At 67.9% G+C, this 19229-nt stretch carries 21 protein-coding genes; 8 read left to right on the top strand and 13 right to left on the bottom strand.

The window, feature by feature from the left end; genetic code table 11:
- Positions 1 to 157 precede the first annotated feature (157 nt).
- A complete protein-coding gene (locus tag RZ1_RS26775) occupies positions 158 to 595 on the top strand; it encodes a PaaI family thioesterase (protein WP_072815664.1) in 438 nt (145 codons plus the stop codon).
- 81 nt (positions 596 to 676) lie between these two features.
- Positions 677 to 1861, top strand: a complete 1185-nt coding sequence (locus RZ1_RS26770; RefSeq protein WP_072815662.1) for an ROK family transcriptional regulator — start codon at positions 677 to 679, stop codon at positions 1859 to 1861.
- Between the two features lie 13 nt (positions 1862 to 1874).
- On the opposite strand, the gene RZ1_RS26765 is transcribed toward RZ1_RS26770, so the two are convergent.
- The 12 genes from RZ1_RS26765 to RZ1_RS26710 form a co-directional block, all read right to left on the bottom strand.
- Positions 1875 to 2261, bottom strand: coding sequence for a VOC family protein (locus tag RZ1_RS26765; protein WP_072815661.1), 387 nt, complete (start codon positions 2259 to 2261; stop codon positions 1875 to 1877).
- A gap of 101 nt (positions 2262 to 2362) precedes the next feature.
- Entirely contained in the window at positions 2363 to 2905 is a 543-nt protein-coding gene (locus tag RZ1_RS26760) for a DnaJ family domain-containing protein (RefSeq protein WP_083583933.1), read from the bottom strand.
- Positions 2906 to 2953: 48 nt separating this feature from the next.
- Entirely contained in the window at positions 2954 to 3244 is a 291-nt protein-coding gene (locus RZ1_RS26755; protein WP_072815659.1) for a GNAT family N-acetyltransferase, read from the bottom strand.
- Positions 3245 to 3252: 8 nt separating this feature from the next.
- A complete protein-coding gene (locus RZ1_RS26750) occupies positions 3253 to 3714 on the bottom strand; it encodes a MarR family winged helix-turn-helix transcriptional regulator (protein WP_072815658.1) in 462 nt (153 codons plus the stop codon).
- A gap of 58 nt (positions 3715 to 3772) precedes the next feature.
- Positions 3773 to 4249, bottom strand: coding sequence for a bacterioferritin (gene bfr, locus RZ1_RS26745; RefSeq protein ID WP_072815657.1), 477 nt, complete (start codon positions 4247 to 4249; stop codon positions 3773 to 3775).
- 49 nt (positions 4250 to 4298) lie between these two features.
- The gene (locus RZ1_RS26740) at positions 4299 to 4493 is read right to left on the bottom strand and encodes a (2Fe-2S)-binding protein (protein ID WP_072815656.1); all 195 of its coding nucleotides are present in this window, start codon (positions 4491 to 4493) and stop codon (positions 4299 to 4301) included.
- 136 nt (positions 4494 to 4629) lie between these two features.
- Positions 4630 to 5388, bottom strand: a complete 759-nt coding sequence (locus RZ1_RS26735) for an AIM24 family protein (RefSeq protein ID WP_072815655.1) — start codon at positions 5386 to 5388, stop codon at positions 4630 to 4632.
- Entirely contained in the window at positions 5385 to 6092 is a 708-nt protein-coding gene (locus RZ1_RS26730) for an AIM24 family protein (protein ID WP_072815654.1), read from the bottom strand. The genes RZ1_RS26735 and RZ1_RS26730 overlap by 4 nt, the downstream gene beginning before the upstream one ends.
- Before the next feature lie 6 nt (positions 6093 to 6098).
- Entirely contained in the window at positions 6099 to 6719 is a 621-nt protein-coding gene (locus RZ1_RS26725; RefSeq protein ID WP_072815653.1) for an AIM24 family protein, read from the bottom strand.
- A gap of 137 nt (positions 6720 to 6856) precedes the next feature.
- The gene (locus RZ1_RS26720; protein ID WP_072815652.1) at positions 6857 to 8014 is read right to left on the bottom strand and encodes an acyl-CoA dehydrogenase family protein; all 1158 of its coding nucleotides are present in this window, start codon (positions 8012 to 8014) and stop codon (positions 6857 to 6859) included.
- Positions 8015 to 8058: 44 nt separating this feature from the next.
- Positions 8059 to 9252: an acyl-CoA dehydrogenase family protein gene (locus tag RZ1_RS26715; protein WP_072815651.1), complete on the bottom strand. Its 1194-nt coding sequence runs from the start codon at positions 9250 to 9252 to the stop codon at positions 8059 to 8061.
- Positions 9249 to 10493 (bottom strand): CoA transferase, encoded by a 1245-nt coding sequence (locus RZ1_RS26710; RefSeq protein WP_072815650.1) that lies wholly within the window; start codon positions 10491 to 10493, stop codon positions 9249 to 9251. Before RZ1_RS26710 ends, RZ1_RS26715 begins: the two co-directional genes overlap by 4 nt.
- A gap of 340 nt (positions 10494 to 10833) precedes the next feature.
- Between RZ1_RS26710 and RZ1_RS26705 the strand changes: the two genes are divergently transcribed.
- The 5 genes from RZ1_RS26705 to RZ1_RS26685 all read left to right on the top strand — a co-directional run bounded on the left by RZ1_RS26705 (position 10834) and on the right by RZ1_RS26685 (position 17001).
- Positions 10834 to 12168, top strand: coding sequence for an MFS transporter (locus RZ1_RS26705; protein WP_072815649.1), 1335 nt, complete (start codon positions 10834 to 10836; stop codon positions 12166 to 12168).
- A gap of 166 nt (positions 12169 to 12334) precedes the next feature.
- Positions 12335 to 13465 (top strand): thiolase family protein, encoded by a 1131-nt coding sequence (locus tag RZ1_RS26700; protein WP_072815648.1) that lies wholly within the window; start codon positions 12335 to 12337, stop codon positions 13463 to 13465.
- Positions 13466 to 13499: 34 nt separating this feature from the next.
- Positions 13500 to 14264: an SDR family NAD(P)-dependent oxidoreductase gene (locus RZ1_RS26695; RefSeq protein WP_072815647.1), complete on the top strand. Its 765-nt coding sequence runs from the start codon at positions 13500 to 13502 to the stop codon at positions 14262 to 14264.
- A 13-nt stretch (positions 14265 to 14277) separates the two neighbouring features.
- Entirely contained in the window at positions 14278 to 15942 is a 1665-nt protein-coding gene (locus tag RZ1_RS26690; RefSeq protein WP_072815646.1) for a class I adenylate-forming enzyme family protein, read from the top strand.
- 237 nt (positions 15943 to 16179) lie between these two features.
- Complete coding sequence (locus RZ1_RS26685) at positions 16180 to 17001, top strand: class I SAM-dependent methyltransferase (protein ID WP_072815645.1); 822 nt, start codon at positions 16180 to 16182, stop codon at positions 16999 to 17001.
- Between the two features lie 87 nt (positions 17002 to 17088).
- Here the strand turns inward: RZ1_RS26685 and RZ1_RS26680 are convergent, their stop codons facing one another.
- Positions 17089 to 18285 carry an acyl-CoA dehydrogenase family protein gene (locus RZ1_RS26680; RefSeq protein ID WP_072815644.1) on the bottom strand — a complete coding sequence of 399 codons (1197 nt, stop codon included), beginning with the start codon at positions 18283 to 18285 and terminating at the stop codon, positions 17089 to 17091.
- A gap of 203 nt (positions 18286 to 18488) precedes the next feature.
- Here RZ1_RS26680 and fabG point away from each other — a divergent pair, with 203 nt between their 5' ends.
- Complete coding sequence (fabG, locus tag RZ1_RS26675) at positions 18489 to 19229, top strand: 3-oxoacyl-ACP reductase FabG (RefSeq protein ID WP_072815643.1); 741 nt, start codon at positions 18489 to 18491, stop codon at positions 19227 to 19229.

Below are 19229 nucleotides of genomic sequence, written 5' to 3'. Positions count from 1 at the left end.
TCGACGCTCGGGCGCGACGTCGGTGCCGGTCGGCATCGACGTCGTGTGCGTGGCGGTGCCGCGGTGGTCGAGCCATGACCTCGGAGGTAATCGACACCGCGACTCGTGGGGCCGCAGGCTGGGATCGACCCAGTCACCCCGCACGAGGAGCACGAACGTGACCACAGTCGCCGCACCACTGAGCGCCACGGCCCAGCATTGGATCGACCGGGTGCTCATCAACTCCCCGGTCGCGCAGCACCTCCGACTGCGGACCGTGCACGCACAGGTGGATCGGGTTCAGCTCGGCCTGGACTTCCGGGACGACCTCACCACGGTGCCCGGCGTACTGCACGGAGGTGTCATCGCCACCCTCGTCGACACCGCGGCCGCAGCGGCGTCGGCGAGCGGTATCGACGAGGCGGAGACGGCCACCGGCGGGGCCACCACCCACCTGAACATCACCTTCATCGCGCCGGCCACCGGCCGCCACCTGACTGCGAGCGCCGTCGTGAGCCACCGCACCGGGACGACCACTCACGCAGAGATCACCGTCCGGGACGAACACGACACGCTCATCGCCACCGCGACCGCGACCAGCCGGATCTTCCACTGAGCGCTGTTGCCGCACCGAGGGGCTGGGCGCCGCTGTGCCGCACCGCCGGCCGATCCCGCATACCTTGGTTGAATGACCCGTATGACCCGATCGCTCACCCCCGCGACCGCCGGCGAGGTGTTCGCACTCGTGCGTGCAGGCACCGCGACCACCCGAAGCGAGATCGGGCAGCTGACCGGCCTCTCCCGTACCGCGGTCGCCTCCCGGGTCTCGGCGTTGCAGGCACTCGGGCTGGTCGTCGAATGCGAGGAGGGTCCGTCCACGGGCGGCCGGCCGCCGGCGACGCTGACGTTCGGAGTCGATGCCGGCATCGTCCTGGTTGCCGCGATCGGCCGCAGCCGCACCCAGCTCGCCGTCTGCAACCTCGCCGGCGGGCTGTTGTGCACCGAGGATGTCGAGCAGGAAATCGGCAGCAACCCGGCCGAGCTGATGCCGCTCGTCGTCGCGCGCCTCGCGGCGTTGCGCGACACCCTGGGCCCCGAGCGGCCTCGCACCGTCGGAATCGGTGTCAATCTCCCCGGCACCGTCGACGTCGCCCGCGGCTGCAGCCGGAATTCGCCGACGATGGCCGGGTGGGACGGGGTGCCGCTGCAACCGTATTTCGCCGCGCTCGATGCCGTGCCGACTTTCGTGGACAACGACGCGAACGCCATGGTCCTGGCCGAACGCCTCGGCGAGCGGCGCAAGTTCCGCGACATGCTGCTCATCAAGGCGTCCACCGGGCTCCGTGCGGGCATCGTCTCCGGCGGGGTGCTGCAACGGGGTGCGGTGGGCGCGGTGGGCGAGATCGGCCATACGAAAATTGCTGCGGCACAAGGAGTTGTGTGCCGGTGCGGCAACATCGGTTGTGTCGAAGCCGTCGCCGGGGGCTGGGCACTGGTCCGTGACCTGGAAGCCCTGGGGCGCAGCGTCACCCACATCCGCGACGTCGTCGAACTCGCCGGAACGGGAGACACGGAGGCGCGCAGGTTGATCCGCGACAGCGGCAGGCGCATCGGCGAAGTGGTCGCCGGAGCCGTCAACCTCCTCGACCCCGAGGCGCTCGTCATCGGGGGAGACATCGCCGGGGCCTACGACATCTTCGTCGCGGGCATGCGTGAAACCCTCTACGGCAACGCGATTTCCACAGCAACACAGACGCTGCAGATCCTGCCCTGGGCGTACGGTGACCGGTCCGGGATGATCGGGTGCGCCTCCATGACGCTGGATCAGGTGCTCAGTGTCGGGGCGGTCGACCGCATGGTCGCGGGCCTCGTGCGGCGATGACCGACCGGCGCGTTCAGCTCATTTCGGCGCGCGCCCGATCGCTCAGCTCGATCAGCTGCACGTAGTTGCCGTCCGGGTCCACCACCGTGCCGAACCAGCTGCCGTCGCGGTCCTCGAGGGGCGACAGCCACGTCGCACCGAGGTCGTCGAGCCGCGCCGCGATCGCCGGAGCGTCGACGACCTCGACGTTGAGGATCAGCCGGCCGGGCTGGGGGTTCTCGCCGCCGACGTCGTCACGCCGGTCGAGCATGACGTAGAAGCCGTTGAAGTCGAGCACGTCGTACCCGGGCTCGCCCGGTGTGCGCTCGCACTTCGGCGACAGCGCCGCGACGTACCAGTCGCGCAGCCGTTCGGGATTGCTGCTGGACAGAAGGATGCTGCCGATCGTGGGTGCGCTCATGTCCCCTCCTCGTTTGCACGGGCACGGCCGGATGCCGTGACCTCGCACGAGGAACAGACCGGAGACCGGAGCGGAACTCATCGCGGCGGAGCCCGGGCTGCTCACCCGGAAGCGAACAGCCGCCGCCACCACGGCCTGTGCCCGGGGACGGACGACCCGGGCTGTGCCGTGGGCGGCTCCGCACGCTGTGCCGTGGGCGGCTCCGCACGCTGTGCCGTGGGCGGCTCCGCACGCAGGGCCGACGCGGCACGCCGATCCGCGCGCCACCTCCGCACCGTGTCGTCGGCGTCGACGAGGTGCAGCGGCACGGGCAGCCGGTCGGGTGCGCGCAGGCAGTCGGCGACGCGCCGGTTCAGCTCGGCGACAACTTCGCGCACACCGTCCTCGGTCGGGATGTCCCGCACGACCTCCGGCAGCCGTTCGATCTCCTTGCGCAGTTGCAGCGGGGGCGGCAGCAGCGCCTCGGCGGACAGTCCTTCCCGGCGCAGGTAGTCCTTGACCCACCACAGTTCGTCGTCGTCGTAGTGGGGAATCGGCTTGCCCGCGCCGGGCAGATTGTCGAAATCGCCGCGTTCCTGCGCGACGCGGATCTGCCGCTCGACCCACGACTCGAAGGTGACGTCCGGACGCTTGCGTTCGGTCATGCGGCCATTGTCCGCGCGCACGGCTTCGGTGTGCCCGCACGCGCAGGATCAGTCGGCGATGTCCTGGTATTCGGGATGCTTCTCGATGTAGGAGTGCACGAAGGGGCAGATCGGGACGATCCGCTTGCCGCGGTCGCGCACGTCGTCGAGTGCGAAGCGCACGAGCTTGCCGGACAACCCCTTGCCCGAGTAGGCGCCGTCAACCTCGGTGTGGTCGAACACGAGCTGGACGTCGCCGTCCGGGTGGTACTGGGTGTAGCCGATGACGGTGTCGCCGTCGCGGAGCTCGTATCGCTGCCGGTCCGCATTGTGGACGGCGATCACGGATGAGTCGCTCATCTTCCTCCCTAGCCGTTTCCGAGCAGGTGATTGCGCATCGCGGTGAAGGATTCGCCGAACCGCGTGACGTCTTCCTCGCTGAGCAGGTCGAACATACTCGAACGCACCGCCTCCACGTGGCCGGGGCTGGCCTCGGCGAGCTTGGCGGCACCTTCGTCGGTCAGTTCGGCGAGTGTGCCGCGCTTGTCCTCGGGGCATTCGACCCGGCGGACCCAGCCTGCGTCGACGAGACGGCTGATTGCGCGGGTGGCTCCGCTGCGGGTCGTGACCACGACATCGGCGAGGACGCTCATGCGCATGCGGCGGCCGGGCGCCTCGGACAGGGCGACGAGAAGTTCGAAGTCGGTGAGCGAAATCTTGGAATCGCGCGTCAGTTGCCGGTCGAGGGCCGCCATGAGCAGCCGCGTGGCGTCGAGATAGGCGCGCCAGGCGTGCTGCTCGCTGTCGTCGAGCCACCGCGGAGAATCCATACTGCCAGGATACGCGATATGGTTGCGCAGTCAACGACTGCGGCGGCCCTCGGGTCGGTCACTCCGGCGGGGAAACGTGCACGGAGATGTACAGCGGCTCACCCAGCTGCTCGAGCAGTCCGAGCTGCGTCTCCAGGTAGTCGATGTGTTCTTCCTCTTCGGCGAGGATGGACTCGAAGATGTTCGCCGACGTGATGTCGCTGACCGAGCGCATGTACTCGGCTCCCTTGCGCAGGCGGTCGCGTGCCTCGATCTCCACCTGCATGTCGGCCTCGAACATCTCCTTCACCGTCTGCCCGATGCGGATCGAACCGAGCCGCTGATAGTTGGGCAGTCCGTCGAGGAACAGGATGCGGTCGGTGAGCGTCTCGGCGTGGCGCATCTCCTCGAACGACTCGGCGCGTGTGTGGGACGCGAGCTTCGCCCAGCCGAGGTTGTCCTGCATCTTCGAGTGCAGGAAATACTGGTTGATCGCGGTGAGTTCGGCAGTCAACTGCTCGTTGAGAAACTCCAGGACCTTCTTGTCGCCCTTCACGGCACCTCCCGGGGTGGAACCATCGAGTTCACCGCCGGGTAGGGGCTGGCTACACGGCGGTCTCGAGTTCGATCGTCTCACTCTGACGCGCAGCCCGCAGGATCGCGGAGATATTGCGTACGCAACCGCCACAGTCGGTTCCGGCCCGGCATGCCGCGCTGATTTCCCGGGTGCAACGCGCGCCGGCGGCGATCTCGGCCTCGATGTGATTGTGAGTGAGAGCGTGGCAGCTGCAGACGTACATGGAGGCGACCAATCCGGAGCGACAAATACTTAGGTTCCCCAAACCTTACCGCACTAAGGTCTGGCTATCCTGTGATCGTAATCACATCGCGACGGAGATGCCTCGGCACAATGCCCAGCTCTCACCCAGGTTGGGATCAGAACTGTTGCTGCTGTTGCAGTTGCGACGACACGGAATGATTGATGCGCTGCAGGCCGCTGTTGGTCAGCCCCGGCAACTGCCCTTCGATCATCCGGACCACCGAACTGTCGTCGATCACCTTCTCGCTGGACTGGATGAGCACCGTCCCCGCTCCGGTGAAATCGAACTGCCGCTCCTCACCGGACTGCACACCGAACATGCGCGCCCCGGCCGCGACGTACCCGGTGACCCAGGCCTCGTCGAAGTGGTGGCTCGGCGACGGGCAGTCGGCCCAGCCCACCAGCGCCTCCGGATCCACCCGCAGCGGCGGCTCCGCGAAGATCACCGGCCCGTTCGACGACGCCAGGAATTTCCCCGTTCCGATCAACGTGAGGAAGCCCGGCACGATCGACTGGTTCAGCGACAACCCCGGCTCGAACGCGAGCAGGTTCGCGGCCCGGATGGTCAGGTTGCCGTCGTCGAGGTCGTAGGAGTTGATGTCGTAGCCGCGGTCGCCGAGGATCAGTTTCCCGTAGCCCTCGGCGACCACGTAGTCACCGAGGTGCAGAGGCGCCGAGAACTGCTGGGCCACCATGTGCAGCAGCTGCCCCTGCAGCCCGTGGGTGAGCGCGGTGAACTGGATCTGGCCGTAGTAGGCGATCATCGCGCCCTTCGACAGGAACCACGGGCTCTGCAGATCGATGCAGTACGCGTAGCCGTTGCCGGGCACGTTGTCGTTGCCGACGAGATGCGACGGATTCAGGACGACACTCAAAGCTTCTCCTCCGATGCCTGCACGTAGACGATGCCCTGTCCGGTGCACTCGAGTTGCAGACTCTCGCCGCCGGTGCGGCCGGCGTTGCGCCAGCTCATCGTCGACTTGAGGTCGGTGCGTACCGGGCCCAGCGCCGCGACGAACGATTGCGGATCGACGAACACCGGCGCCGGCCCGCCGACCTGCAGCTCGATGACCCCACCGTGGGCGAGCAGTACAGCCGCGCCGTAGCCGGACAGCTGGGTCGTGAACATTCCTGTGCCCGTGACCATTCCGGTGGCAGCGCCGCGCAGCGCACCGAGCAGGCCGCCGCCACCGCCACCCGCGGCCGCCGGTGCGGCGGACGCCTGCACGACCGCGCTCTGCAGGCCGGAGGTGTGCGCGAGCAGTCGCGACGCCTCGACCCGCAGTTCGCCCCCGGTGGACATGTCCACGATGTGGGTCTCGAGCCCGCGGAATCCGTAGTGCACGACCCCGTTGCCCTGCGCGATCATCGTCGACTCGTGTTCGCCCTGCATCATGCGTCCGGCCATGGACGCGATCCCGCCGAGGCCGCCGGGCATGCCGCCGCCACCGGGCACCTGATGCGGAGTGAAATGAACTGCGCCCGTGTAGAAGAGCATGGCGCCGCGGCGTGCGACGATCGGCCCCGACTGGTTCAGATCGACGCGGACGACCTTGTTGTTGACCTTCGTGAAAGTCATCGTCTTCTACCGTTCTGCCGGTTGAATGGACACGACACCCATCCCGTCCCACTTGAGCGAGAACGCCTCGCCGCTGCCCTGGCCGATCGCGGACCGCCAGGAGACGTCGGTGACGAACGACTGCGTCAACTGCCCCTTCGCGCAGACGAAGGCGTCCGGGTCGACGACGAGCGGGTACTGGGGCGAGACCTCGAGGTGGATCAGCGGCCCGCCCGCCGACAGCAGCGCGACCTGTCCGCTGCCGGTCACCGTCGTGGTGAACAGGCCCTGGCCGCTCATGCCGCCACGGACCCCCGCGAACGTGACGTTGGTGGTGAGGTTCCCGTTCAGCGCCAGCAGCTGCTCGGATTCGACCTGGAGCGTCTCGTTGTTCAGTTCGAGCACGGTCACGTTCCGGGCCTGGTGCGCGAGGTAGACGACGCCGGTGCCGCTGGCCTCCATCAGCGACAGTCCCTCGCCGGTCGCGCGCTGCCGCAGACCCGCGAGCACGCCCTCACCCCCGCCGAACCCGGCCGACTTGAAGGTCACCTGACCTTCGTAGGCCACCATGGACCCCGACAGCGCGCGGATGCTGGTGTTGCTCAATTGGGCCTCGATGACCCGTTTCGATTTCTCGAGCAGTCGCATGGCGCGAAACAATAGCGGGTGCGGCCCGGGTGTGCCCGGTCGGCTCCGTGCTGCCGGATGGACGCGTTGCGACACGACTCGGCCCCGGGCCGCGTGTGGCAGCCCGGGGCCGAATCTCGTCGTCTGCAGTGGGTGGTCTACAGGCCGATGTCCTTGGCGATGATCGTCTTCATGACCTCGCTGGTGCCGCCGTAGATGCGGCTGACACGCGTGTCGGCGTACAGGCGCGCGATCGGGTACTCGAGGATGTAGCCGTAGCCGCCGTGCAGCTGCAGGCACTTGTCGATGATCCGCCCGGCCGCCTCGGTGCCGAACAACTTCGCCCGGGCCGCGTCCGGCACGGTGAGCTCACCGCGGTCGTGCAGTTCGAGCGCGTTGTCGACCATCAGCTGGACCGCCTGCAGCTCCGTGGAGCATTCGGCGAGCACGAACTTCGTGTTCTGGAACGCGGCGACCGGCTTCCCGAACACCTTGCGGTCCTTGGTGTATGCAATGGCGTGCTGCACCGCGGCCGCCGCGGTCGCCGATGCGCCGAACGCGATGGTGAGGCGCTCCTGCGCGAGGTTGTGGGTCAGGTACTGGAAGCCCTTGCCCTCTTCGCCGAGCAGGTCCGCGACCGGGACCTTGACGTCGGAGTACGACAGCTCCGCGGTGTCGGAGGTCTTCAGGCCGATCTTGTTGAGCTTGCGGCCCACCGCGAATCCCTCGGTGGTGGTGTCGACGACGAGGATCGACAGGCCGGCACGCCGGTTCTCCGGATCGAACGGCGAGGTGCGGCACACCGTGAGGATGCGGTCGGCCAGGGCGCCGCCGGTGATGAAGGTCTTCGCGCCGTTGATCACGTAGTGCGAGCCGTCCTCCGACAGCTTCGCCGTGGTGGCGATGTTCGCCAGGTCGGATCCGGTACCCGGCTCCGTCATGGCGATCGCGAACATCAGGTCGCCGGAACAGAATCCGGGGATCCAGCGCTGCTTCTGCTCATCGGTTCCGTACTCCATGAGGTACGGCAGGATGAGATTCGAGTGCACCGAGTACGACCCGAAGGTGACACCGGCGGCCGAGCACTCCTCGGCGACAACCGCATTGAACTTGATGGACGACTCGCCGCCGCCGCCGAACTCCTCCGGCGCCTGGATGCCGAGGATGCCCAGTTCGCCGAGCCGGTTGTAGAACTTGCGCGGGGGATGCCCGTCGGCTTCCCACTCGTGGTAGACCGGTGCGACTTCTTTCGCGATGAAATCGCGCACCGTTTCCCGGAACGCCTCGTGATCTTCGTTGAACACCGTACGCTGCACGGTCGATCTCCCTCTCGTGTGGGCCGTTCGAATGCTGGGTCGAATTACAGTGCGTAGCTGCGCAGTACACCCTTGCTGATGATCGTCTTCTGGATCTCGCTGGTGCCTTCGCCGATGAGCAGGAACGGGGCCTCGCGCATGAGCCGCTCGATCTCGTATTCCTTGGAGTAGCCGTAGCCGCCGTGGATGCGGAAGCTCGCCTGGGTGACCTCCGAGCAGTACTCGCTGGTGAGGTACTTGGCCATCCCGGCGGCGACGTCGTTGCGCTCGCCCGAGTCCTTCAGGCGCGCGGCGTTGACCATCATCAGGTGGGCGGCCTCGACCTTGGTGGCCATCTCCGCGAGGGAGAACGCGATCGCCTGGTGCTGCGCGATGGGCTTGCCGAAGGTGGTGCGCTGCTGGGCGTACTGCGCGGCGAGCTCGAACGCGCGGATCGCGACACCGCACGCGCGGGCGGAGACGTTGACGCGGCCGACCTCGACACCGTCCATCATCTGGAAGAAGCCCTTGCCCGGGGTGCCGCCGAGGACGTCGGTGGCCTTGGCCCGGTAGTTGTCGAAGACGAGCTCGGTGGTGTCGATGCCCTTGTAGCCCATCTTGTCGATCTTGCCGGGGATGGTGACACCCGGGACCACCTCGCCGAAGCCGGCGGGCTTCTCGACCAGGAAGGTCGTCAGGTTCTGGTGCGGCTTGTCGGCACCTTCCTCCGTCTTGACCAGCGCGGCGACGAGCGTGGAGCTGCCCCCGTTGGTCAGCCACATCTTCTGCCCGTTGATGACGTAGTCGCCGTTGCCGTCGCGCTTGGCCTTGGTGCGGATCGCCGCGACGTCCGAGCCGAGCTCGGGCTCGGACATGGAGAAGGCGCCGCGGGTCTCGCCGGTGGCCATCTTCGGCAGGTAGTAGTTCTTCTGCTCATCGGTGCCGTGCTGGCGGAGCATGTACGCGACGATGAAGTGGGTGTTGATGACCCCGGATACGCTCATCCAGCCGCGGGCGAGTTCCTCGACGCACAACGCGTAGGTGAGCAGCGACTCGCCCAGGCCGCCGTACTCCTCGGGGATCATCAGGCCGAACAGGCCCATCTCCCGCATCTGGTCGACGATCGCCTGCGGGTAAGTGTCCGAATGCTCGAGTTCCTGTGCGTTCGGGATGATCTCGCGATCGACGAAGGTGCGGACGGTGTCCAGGATTTCGGTCTGGAACTCGGTCAGGCCGATCGTCTGGGCGAGGCGGGTCATGCGCGATCCTTTTCGTTGATGCGGACGGTGCCGGCGGCGGCGAGGGCGTCGACTTCGTCGTCGGTGAGGCCGAGGTGCTCGACGAGCACGTCGGCGGTGTCGTCGCCGTTGGCGGGGGCGGGGCGCACGGCCGGGTGCACGCCGTCGAACGACATGGGGGTACTCGCCGCGGAGTAGGTGCCGATACGCGGCTGCTCGAGCTCCTGGAACATCGGGTTGCCGGTCACGCGCGGGTCGGCGGCGAGCTCGGCGAAGCTGCGGTAGCGCTCGTGCAGGATGGAGGTGCCGTCGAGTGCGGCCTCGACCTCGGCGCCGGTGCGGGTGCCGAACCACGGTGCGAACAGGCCGTTCAGCACGGCGCGATGCTTGTAGCGTTCGCCTTCGTCGCGGAAGTCGGCGCCGAGCGCGGCTTCGACCGCGGCCACCGCGGCGGTGGTGCCGGTCAGCTCGGTCAGGTCTCGGAAGTGCCGGGGGGTCAGCGCGACGATCATGAACCGGGCCCCGTCGGAGGCGGCGAAGTCGGCGCCGTAGGTGCCGTAGACCGCATTGCCGACGCGGCCGCGGCCGGTCAGGCCCAGTTGCGCCTCGGCGATGTAGCCGAGATTGCCGACGGTTGCGAACGCGACGTCCTCGAGCGGAAGAACGATCTTGGTTCCGGCGCCGGTGATTTCGCGGCGGTACACCGCGGACGCGACGGACAGCGCGGCGTAGAGTCCGCACGCGACGTCCCAGGCGGGCAGCACGTGGTTGACGGGGCCGTCGAGGTTTTCGGGTCCGGTGACCTGAGGGAATCCGGCTGCGGCGTTGACGGTGTAGTCGACGGCGCCGGTGCCGTCGGCACGCCCGAGCACCTGCACGTGGATCAGGTCGGGGCGGATCGCGGCGAGCTCGTCGTAGTCCAGCCACGCGCGGCCGGCGGCGTTCGTGACGACGATCCCCGCGTCGATGATCAGGTCACGGATGAGCTTGTGCGCGTTCGGATCACGGAAGTCTGCGGCGAACGAGCGCTTGCCCTTGTTCAGGTTCGCCCAGTAGATCGACTCGCCGTCGCCGGTCAGCGGCCAGCGCTTGTAGTCGGCGGCCCCGCCGATCGGGTCGATGCGGATCACGTCGGCGCCGAGAGCGGCGAGGGTCATTCCGCACAACGGCGCGGCCACGAAGCTCGACACCTCGACCACGCGCACACCGGCCAGGGGTGCCGTGGACGACGGGAGCTCGTCGGTGGAAGCGGTGGAGTTCATGCGTTGCCTGTCCTCGTCACGAGGTCCGGGCACACGTGTCCCGAACCGATTGCCCCGTCAGAATGCAACACCTTTCGCGTGCGGGACCAGGACCGATCGGCTATCGGACGGTTAGCGCAGACCAATAAGCTGGGTCCCGGCACAGAGACGAGGTGCATACCGATATCAGATTCCGTTGTGGTCTTTCATAGGCAGCGGTGATCGGTCCGTTCACGGACTGCACTTTGCGGTCGGTGAGATGGGTCACGTTCAATGAGTCCGACGCCAGGCGTGACGTTCCACGTAGATGCCGGGGCACGTTCCCCGCGTCGCACCCTCCGAGTTCTGAAGGGACTCTCCAGTGACCACAGGCGAAATTGTGAACGGCAGATCGGGCACCCCCGATGCTGCCGGGGCGAAAGCCCCCGTCTTCAAGGTGACCCCCGGCCGTGCGTGGGGGATGACCGGGCTGGTCATCTTCCTCTACGTCGTCAACTACGCCGACAAGGCCGTGCTCGGCATCATCGCGCAGCCGCTGAAAACCGAGCTCGGACTCACGTCGTCGCAGATCGGCCTGGTCGGTTCGCTCTTCTTCGTGACGTTCACGATCGGCGGGTTCCTCGCGGGTCCGCTCAACAAGTACATGACCCTCCGGTGGGCGCTGCTCGCACTCGGCATCGTCTGGTCGGTCGTCATGCTCCCGCTCGTCGTCTCCGCGTCGCTCGCGATGCTGGTCGTGTGCCGAATGCTCCTCGGCCTCGCCGAGGGACCGAGTTCGGCCCTCATGCACACCGCCACCTACTCGTGGCACCCGCCGGCCAAGCGTGGCCTGCCGGGCGCGCTCCTCGCCGGTTCCGCGTCGGTCGCCAAGATCGCACTCGCACCCGTGCTCACGTTCATCACGGTCCAGTACGGCTGGAAGATGGCGCTGATCGCACTGTCGATCCTCGGTGCGGCATGGGTCCTGCTGTGGCTCACGGGCTGGAAGGAAGGCCCCTACACCGCGACCGCCGTCAAGGGTGGCGGCGCCGAGACCGCGTCGACCGAGCCGTCGGTTCCGTGGAAGAAGATCTTCCTCACCCGCACGTTCCTGAGCTGCGCTGCGCTCATCATCGTCATCTACGCACTGACCACCGTCGTCCTCACCTGGCTGCCGTCGTACTTCCAGGTGGGCCTCGGCTACAGCCAGATGCAAGCCGGCTCGATGTTCGCGTTGCCCTCCGTGATCGGCCTGTTCCTGATGGTGACCTCCGGCACGATCACCGACCGCCTGATCGGCAAGGGCTACAGCTCCCGCGTCGTGCGGATCATCGTGCCCTGCGTCGGCGTCCTCATCTGCGGTTCCGTGCTCATCTTCCTGCCGTACATCGGCACCCCGGCTCTCGCGGTCGCGGCGGTGTCCATCGGTTACGCCTTCGGCGCGATCGTCTTCCCGCTGATCAACGCAGCGATCTCCGAACTGTGCCCGCCGCAGCAGACCGCCGGCACGATGGGTGTGTTCCTCGCGCTCATGGCGATCGGTGGCCTCGTCGCCCCGTACGCGACCGGTGTGATCGTCGACAACGCCGAATCCCCGGCTGTCGGCTATGCCACGTCGTTCCAGGTCATCGGTGTCCTCGGTGCGATCGCAGCGATCCTGGTGCTGGTGTTCGCCAACCCGGAGCGCGACCGCAAGATCATCCGCGGCGAAGCCTGACGGGCACGGGCATAGCTTCCACCTAACGGAAGCTTCCGCCGAAAGACTTTCCCTCACCGGCCGGGTGCGTGGTCTCCTCGATGTGAGGACCACCACCCGGCCGGTCGTCGTTTCCCCTCACGGTTGCCCGGCAACCGTGTCCCGCAACAGCAAAGGACCGATTCGCATGCGCGATGCCGTGATCGTCGACGCCGTCCGGACTCCCATCGGGCGTCGTGGTGGCGCACTGTCCGAGATCCACCCCGTCAACCTGTCCGCACACGTGCTGACGGCGCTCGCCGAACGGACCGGCCTCGACCCCGCCACGATCGACGACGTCCAGTGGGGGTGCGTGAGCCAGGTCGGCGATCAGGCCGGAATCGTCTCGCGCAGCGCAGTGTTCGCGGCCGGATGGCCGGTCACCGTGCCCGCCACCACGATCAACCGCGCGTGCGGGTCGGCCCAGCAGGCCGTGTCCTTCGCGGCCGCGACCGTCATCTCCGGGCAGAACGACGTCGTGGTCGCCGGTGGTGTCGAGTCGATGAGCCGCGTGCCCATGGGCAGCGCCAGCAAGGACGGCCAGCATTTCCCGCAGAACGTGCGCGACCGCTTCGGTGTCGAGAGCTTCAGCCAGGGCATCGGCGCCGAGATGATGGCCGAGAAGTGGGGCTTCTCGCGCACCGCGCTCGACGAGTTCTCGCTGCGCTCGCACGAACTGTCCGCGATCGCCACCGCCGCGGGAGCCTTCGCCGGCCAGCTCGCCCCGGTCGGTGACCTCACCGCCGACGAGGGCATCCGCCGCGGCGGCACCCTCGAGTCGCTCGGCAAGCTCAAGACCGTGTTCAAGGAGGACGGTGTGATCCACGCCGGCAACTCCTCGCAGATCTCCGACGGTGCCGGCGCCCTGCTCATCACCACCAGCGAATACGCTGCGGCGCAGGGCTGGACCCCGCTGGCGCGGATCCACACCGCCGTCGTCGCCGCCGACGACCCGGTCGTCATGCTCACCGGCCCGATCCCCGCGACCGAGAAGGCACTGAAGCGTTCCGGTCTGACCATCGACGACATCGGCGCATTCGAGATCAACGAGGCGTTCGCGCCGGTGCCGCTCGCCTGGCAAGCCGAAACCGGCGCGAAGCTGGACCGTCTCAACCCGCTCGGCGGCGCCATCGGCGTCGGCCACCCGCTCGGCGGCTCCGGTGCGATCCTCCTGACGCGTCTCGTGCACCACATGCGCGACAACGGAATCCGTTACGGCCTGCAGTCCATGTGCGAGGCCGGCGGCATGGCGAACGCCACCATCCTCGAACTGCTCTGACCGACCCCGCATCGACCGAAGGAAATCGAACACCATGGAACTCAAGGGACTTTCGATCGCGATCACCGGTGGCGCCTCGGGCCTCGGCCTCGCCACCGCGCGCCGCGTCCTCGACGCGGGCGGCTCCGTCACCCTCATCGACCTGCCCGGCTCCAACGGCGCGGACGTCGCGGCCGAACTCGGTGACGGTGCGGTTTTCGCACCCGCCGATGTCACCGACGCCGACCAGTTCGCCGCTGCCCTGGACGTGGCGCACGAGCGCGGCGGACTGCGCGGCGTCGTCCACTGTGCCGGTGCCGGCCGCAAGATGCGCGTGCTCGACAAGGAAGGCAAGGCCGGGTCGCTCGAAGACTTCGAGTTCGTGATCCGGCTCAACCTCATCGGCTCGTTCAACGCGCTGCGCCTCGGTGCCGAGCGGATGGCACAGCTCGAGCCGATCGACGGTGAGCGCGGCGCGGTCGTCATGACCGCCTCGGTCGCGGCGTTCGAAGGGCAGATCGGGCAGATCAACTATTCGGCGTCGAAGGCGGGCATCGTCGGCATGACGATCGTCGCCGCCCGTGACCTGGCCAGCAAGGGCATCCGGGTCAACACGATCGCCCCCGGCATCATGGACACCCCGCTGCTCGCCCGTCTGCGCGAGGACGTGCGCGCGTCGCTCGAAGCGACCGTCCCGAACCCGTCCCGCCTGGGCCGCCCCGACGAATTCGGCCGCCTCGCCGCGTCGATCCTCGAGAACGGCTACATCAACGGCGAGACCATCCGCCTCGACGGTGCCATCCGCATGGCACCGCGGTAACGGCTGTATCGCAATGGATCTCGAGACACTCACCGAAAAGCACCTGGCCTACCCTCAGGTGTCCATGGCCGTGTGGGCGCCGAGCATGGGTGCGCGCTACGGGGATCGGCTCGCCGTCGTCGACGGTGACCGCACCTGCACATACCGCGAACTCGACGAGCGGTCCGCGCAGTTCGCGAACGCCCTCGCCGCCTCGGGGGTGCGTCCGCGCGATGTGGTGCTGCTGCACATCGGCAACTGCATCGAGTTCGTCGTCGCCTACTACGGCACGCTGCGGGCCGGCGCGACCGTCACCCCGGTCAACCCGCTGCAGCCGCAGCCGGGTCTGCGCCGCCAGATCGAGGAGACCGGCGCGGTCGTCGGTGTCAGCCAGCCCGCGCAGGCGCAGACCCTGCGGGACGCCGCCGAAGGCACGTCGCTCACGACGGTCGTCGTCGCCGGGGACGGTGTCGTCGCCGACGGCACGGTCGTCGGGTTCGACGCCTTCACGGCGGGGCAGCCCACCCGGTTCGCGCCGGCCGAGGTGACCGGCGACGACGTCGCGCACCTCGCCTTCACCGGCGGCACGACCGGCATCTCGAAGGGCGTGCGGGTGCTGCACCGCAACGTCGTCGGCAACGTCACCCAGATGTGCGCGTGGCGCGCGGGGCACGCCGTGGCGGAGACCCCCGACGGCCTGGTCACGCTCGAGCCGATCGAGGAACTCGACATCTACGGGGTCCAGCCCGGCAAGGGCTCGACGGTCGTGGTGTCGCCGCTGTTCCACGCGCACGCGCTGATCAACACGTCGTTCCTGCTGATGTGCGGGTTGACGCAGGTGATGGCGGGCCGCTTCGATCCCGCGCGCATGCTCGAGCTCATCGAGCGGCACGAGGCGAGCTATGTCACGGGCAGCCCCGCGATGTGGCATTCGCTCGCCACCCACCCGGATGTCGCCGTCCGCGACACCTCATCGGTGCGGGTCGTCTCGTCCGGTGCCGCGCCGATCGACCGCGGCACCCTCGACGCCCTGGTCGCGGCGTTCCCCAACGCGCGCGTCACCGAGGGCTACGGCCTGACCGAGGCGACGTGCGTGGTCACCGCCAATCCGCTGGGCGTCGGCACGGACTACCGCCTCGGCAGTGTCGGCATCCCGATCTTCGACACCGTGGTGCAGATCCGTGCGCAGGGCGACACGACCGAGGTCGTCGGGCCCGGTGAGCACGGTGTGCTGTGGGTGCGCGGACCGCAGGTCACCGACGGCTACCTGAATCATCCCGAGATCACTGCGCAGCAGTACGTCGACGGGTGGCTCGACACCGGTGACATCGCCTACCGGGACGAGGACGGCTACGTGTTCATCGCGGACCGCGCGAAGGACATGCTGATCTACAAGGGCTACAACGTGTATCCGCGTGAGCTCGAGGAGATCCTGGTCTCGCACCCGGCGGTGTCGACGGCGGCGGTGATCGGCCGCGACGTCGGGGCGGTCGGGCAGGAGCCGGTCGCGTTCGTGGTGCCCCGCGACGGCGCCGACATCGACGAGGTCGCGCTCATGGCATTCGTCGCGGAACAGGTGTTGCCCTACAAGAAGATCCGCGACGTCGTGGTGTTGGACGCGCTGCCGACGTCGGCGGCGGGCAAGATCCTCAAGACCGATTTGCGGTCGCGCCTGGCGGAGGTGTCGCAGCCGAGCTGACAGGCGAACCCCTCCCTTGTGCCCGAGCGAAAGGCACGCTCGGTCGGTTGACGGAGACGAACGATACATTCGCTCGGCCGAAGGGAAGGATGACGACAGCAGGATTGCCGGCGTCTCCGGCAGTGGCGGCGTCCCCGGTGGGGCGCCGCCACTCGGCGTCTCCGGGGGTGTTCCCACTCGGCGGAAATTACCGTACATTATTCCTCTAAAGTAAGCCTAAGCTGATTTGGGGACGACATGACCGACGACAACCGCACCGCAGGACCCGGCTCGGGAGAACTCCCACTCGCCGAACGCGACGCCGCACACGTGCCGGGACACTGGCTGCTCGCGCGGCTGGGCAAGCGGGTTCTGCGTCCGGGCGGCAAGGAACTGACCGAGCGGATGCTCGCCGACGCGCAGATCGGCGGGGCCGACGTCGTCGAACTCGCGCCCGGCCTCGGCCGCACCGCGCAGGACATCGTCGCCGCCGGGCCGAAGAGCTACACCGGCGTCGAATCCGATCCGCACGCAGCCGATCTGACCCGCCGCGCGATCTCCGGCAACGGGACGGTCGTATCCGGTGACGCCGCGAAGACCGGCCTCGGTGATTCGTCGGTCGACGTCGTCGTCGGCGAGGCCATGCTGACGATGCAGACGGACAAGCACAAGGCGGAGATCGCCGCCGAGGCGCACCGGGTGCTGCGCGCCGGCGGCCGCTACGTCATCCACGAACTCGCGATCGAACCGGACAGCGTCGACGACGAGGTCAAGACCGAGATCCGAAAGGCGCTGGCGCGCTCCATCAAGGTCAACGCCCGCCCGCTGACCGCGCAGGAGTGGAAGGACCTGCTCGCCGAGGCCGGATTCGAGGTGGACGTCGTCGGCTTCGCCCCGATGAAGTTGCTGGACCCGTCGCGGATCGTCGCCGACGAGGGTGTGCTCGGCACACTGAAATTCGTCTCCAACGTGCTGCGCGACTCCGACGCCCGCGCCCGCGTGCTGCAGATGCGGTCCGTGTTCACCAAGTATCGCGACCATCTCGTCGCGATCGAGGTCGTCGCCCGGAAGGCCGCCTGAGGCCGACCCCCCTATACGACACCGCCCCGGTGTTGTCCGTGTGAGCGAACGGCGCCGGGGCGGTGTGTTGTTCTGTTAGAGCAGGATTCAGCCGCGCTGGGCCTGCTTGACGAGTCCGCCGCCGATGATCAGGCGCTGGATCTCGCTGGTGCCCTCGTACAGGCGCAGCAGGCGCACGTCACGGTAGATCCGCTCGACGGGAACCTCGCGCATGTAACCGGTGCCGCCGTGGATCTGCACCGCGAGATCCGCGACCTTGCCGACCATTTCGGTGCAGTACAGCTTCGCGACCGACGGAGCGATGCGACGATCGGTGTCCTCGACCCACGCCCGCGCGGCGTCGCGCACGAGCGCGCGGCCGGCCATCACACCGGTCTGCTGATCGGCGATCATCGCCTGCACCAGCTGGAAGTTGCCGATCGGGTTGCCGCCCTGGGTAGCGGTGGCCGCGTACGCGACCGACTCGTCGAGCGCGCGCTGCGCCTGGCCGACGGACAGCGCCGCGATGTGCACGCGACCGCGGGCGAGCGACACCATCGCCGCCTTGTAGCCGACGTCCTCGCTGCCGCCGACCAGCGCCGACGCGGGCACACGCACGTCGGTGAACGCGACGTCCGAGGTCCAGGCGCCTTCCTGGCCCATCTTGCGGTCCTTGGTGCCGACCTGCACCCCCGGAGTGTCCGCGGGAACGAGGAACACCGCGATGCCGGTGCCGTTCTCGTCGGCGGGACGGGTGCGGGCGAACACGACGAACAGGTTCGCCAGCGGCGCATTGGTGATGAAACGCTTCTCGCCGTTGATCACCCAGTCGTCGCCGTCCCGCACCGCCTTGGTGCGCAGGCCCGACGGATTGGACCCGGCGCCGGGTTCGGTGAGCGCGAACGAAGCGACGACCTCACCGGACGCGATGCCCTCGAGCCACTGCGCTTTCTGCTCGTCGGTGCCGAAGTTGACGAGGACCTGACCGGCGATCCCGTTGTTGGTGCCGAACATCGAACGCAGCGACAGCGTCGTGTAGCCGAGCTCCATGGCCAGCTCCGCGTCCTGCTGCAGGTTCAGGCCGAGGCCGCCCCACGCCTGGGGGATTGCGTATCCGAACAGCCCCATCTCCTTGGCGGCGTTGCGGATATCGTCCGGGATCGCGTTGGTGTCGGCGATCTCCTGTTCACGGGGGACCACAACGTTCCGCACGAAAGCGCGCGTCTGAGCGAGGATCTCCCGGAAGTCGTCGTCGTCGACCTCGGGGGCCGGCGCGGACGTGGTGGCTGTCGACGAAGTGGTCATGGCATCAACCATCGATCGTTCCGCTCGATGTGTCCAATACGAATGAGGTATCTCCACATAGGCACTGTCGATGATTCCGGCGGGGTCTGCGGGGCGGTTCCGCCGCTATATTCGGACCATCAACTCGTGCGGAGCGTCCGCACCCGCCGCTCGTGTGCCTTCCACCGGACCGTCCCGGAAGGTCGCATGCCGAAAGGATTCGCATGTCTTTGCTGGAGAACCGTACTGCCGTGATCACCGGTGGCGCCCAGGGCATTGGTTTCGCGATCGCCCAGTCGTTCGTCGAGCAGGGCGCCAAGGTCGTCATCGGCGACCTCGACCTCGATGCCGCGACCGCGGCGGCCGAGAAGCTCGGCGGCCGTGACGTCGCGCGTGCGGTGAAGGCGAATGTCGTCGAGTCCGCCGACTGGGACACCCTCCTCGCCGAGGCCGTCGACGGATTCGGCTCGCTCGATGTCGTCGTCAACAACGCCGGCATCACCCGTGACGCGACGATGCGGACGATGACCGAGGAGGATTTCGACCTGGTGATCTCGGTGCACCTGAAGGGCACCTGGCACGGCACCCGCAAGGCGTCGGCGATCATGCGTGAAGCCAAGCGCGGTGCGATCGTGAACATCTCGTCGTTGTCCGGCAAGGTGGGCATGGTCGGTCAGGCCAACTACTCCGCCGCGAAGGCCGGCATCGTGGGCCTGACGAAGGCAGCCGCGAAGGAGATGGCGCATCACGGCGTCCGCGTCAACGCGATCCAGCCGGGCTTGATCCGTTCCGCGATGACCGAGGCGATGCCGCAGAAGGCCTGGGATCAGAAGATGAGCGAGATCCCCATGGGCCGTCCGGGCGAGGTCGACGAAATTGCTTCTGTTGCACTGTTCCTCGCGTCCGACATGTCCTCGTACATGACCGGAACGGTCCTCGAGGTCACCGGCGGCCGCTTCATGTGA

It is taken from the genome of Rhodococcus zopfii NBRC 100606 = JCM 9919 (assembly GCF_001895025.1).
Lineage (GTDB): Bacteria > Actinomycetota > Actinomycetes > Mycobacteriales > Mycobacteriaceae > Rhodococcus > Rhodococcus zopfii.
Note: the sequence above shows the minus strand (reverse complement) of the source record. Positions and strands in the feature narration are given on the sequence as shown.

Excerpts from the sequence above, each read along its gene's own strand:
- RZ1_RS26770 (WP_072815662.1), top strand. The coding sequence starts at position 677 with ATGACCCGATCGCTCACCCCCGCGACCGCCGGCGAGGTGTTCGCACTC.
- RZ1_RS26765 (WP_072815661.1), bottom strand. The coding sequence starts at position 2,261 with ATGAGCGCACCCACGATCGGCAGCATCCTTCTGTCCAGCAGCAATCCC.
- RZ1_RS26760 (WP_083583933.1), bottom strand. The coding sequence starts at position 2,905 with ATGACCGAACGCAAGCGTCCGGACGTCACCTTCGAGTCGTGGGTCGAG.
- RZ1_RS26755 (WP_072815659.1), bottom strand. The coding sequence starts at position 3,244 with ATGAGCGACTCATCCGTGATCGCCGTCCACAATGCGGACCGGCAGCGA.
- RZ1_RS26750 (WP_072815658.1), bottom strand. The coding sequence starts at position 3,714 with ATGGATTCTCCGCGGTGGCTCGACGACAGCGAGCAGCACGCCTGGCGC.
- RZ1_RS26740 (WP_072815656.1), bottom strand. The coding sequence starts at position 4,493 with ATGTACGTCTGCAGCTGCCACGCTCTCACTCACAATCACATCGAGGCC.
- RZ1_RS26730 (WP_072815654.1), bottom strand. The coding sequence starts at position 6,092 with ATGACTTTCACGAAGGTCAACAACAAGGTCGTCCGCGTCGATCTGAAC.
- RZ1_RS26725 (WP_072815653.1), bottom strand. The coding sequence starts at position 6,719 with ATGCGACTGCTCGAGAAATCGAAACGGGTCATCGAGGCCCAATTGAGC.
- RZ1_RS26715 (WP_072815651.1), bottom strand. The coding sequence starts at position 9,252 with ATGACCCGCCTCGCCCAGACGATCGGCCTGACCGAGTTCCAGACCGAA.
- RZ1_RS26710 (WP_072815650.1), bottom strand. The coding sequence starts at position 10,493 with ATGAACTCCACCGCTTCCACCGACGAGCTCCCGTCGTCCACGGCACCC.
- RZ1_RS26700 (WP_072815648.1), top strand. The coding sequence starts at position 12,335 with ATGCGCGATGCCGTGATCGTCGACGCCGTCCGGACTCCCATCGGGCGT.
- RZ1_RS26695 (WP_072815647.1), top strand. The coding sequence starts at position 13,500 with ATGGAACTCAAGGGACTTTCGATCGCGATCACCGGTGGCGCCTCGGGC.
- RZ1_RS26690 (WP_072815646.1), top strand. The coding sequence starts at position 14,278 with ATGGATCTCGAGACACTCACCGAAAAGCACCTGGCCTACCCTCAGGTG.
- RZ1_RS26685 (WP_072815645.1), top strand. The coding sequence starts at position 16,180 with ATGACCGACGACAACCGCACCGCAGGACCCGGCTCGGGAGAACTCCCA.
- RZ1_RS26680 (WP_072815644.1), bottom strand. The coding sequence starts at position 18,285 with ATGACCACTTCGTCGACAGCCACCACGTCCGCGCCGGCCCCCGAGGTC.
- fabG (WP_072815643.1), top strand. The coding sequence starts at position 18,489 with ATGTCTTTGCTGGAGAACCGTACTGCCGTGATCACCGGTGGCGCCCAG.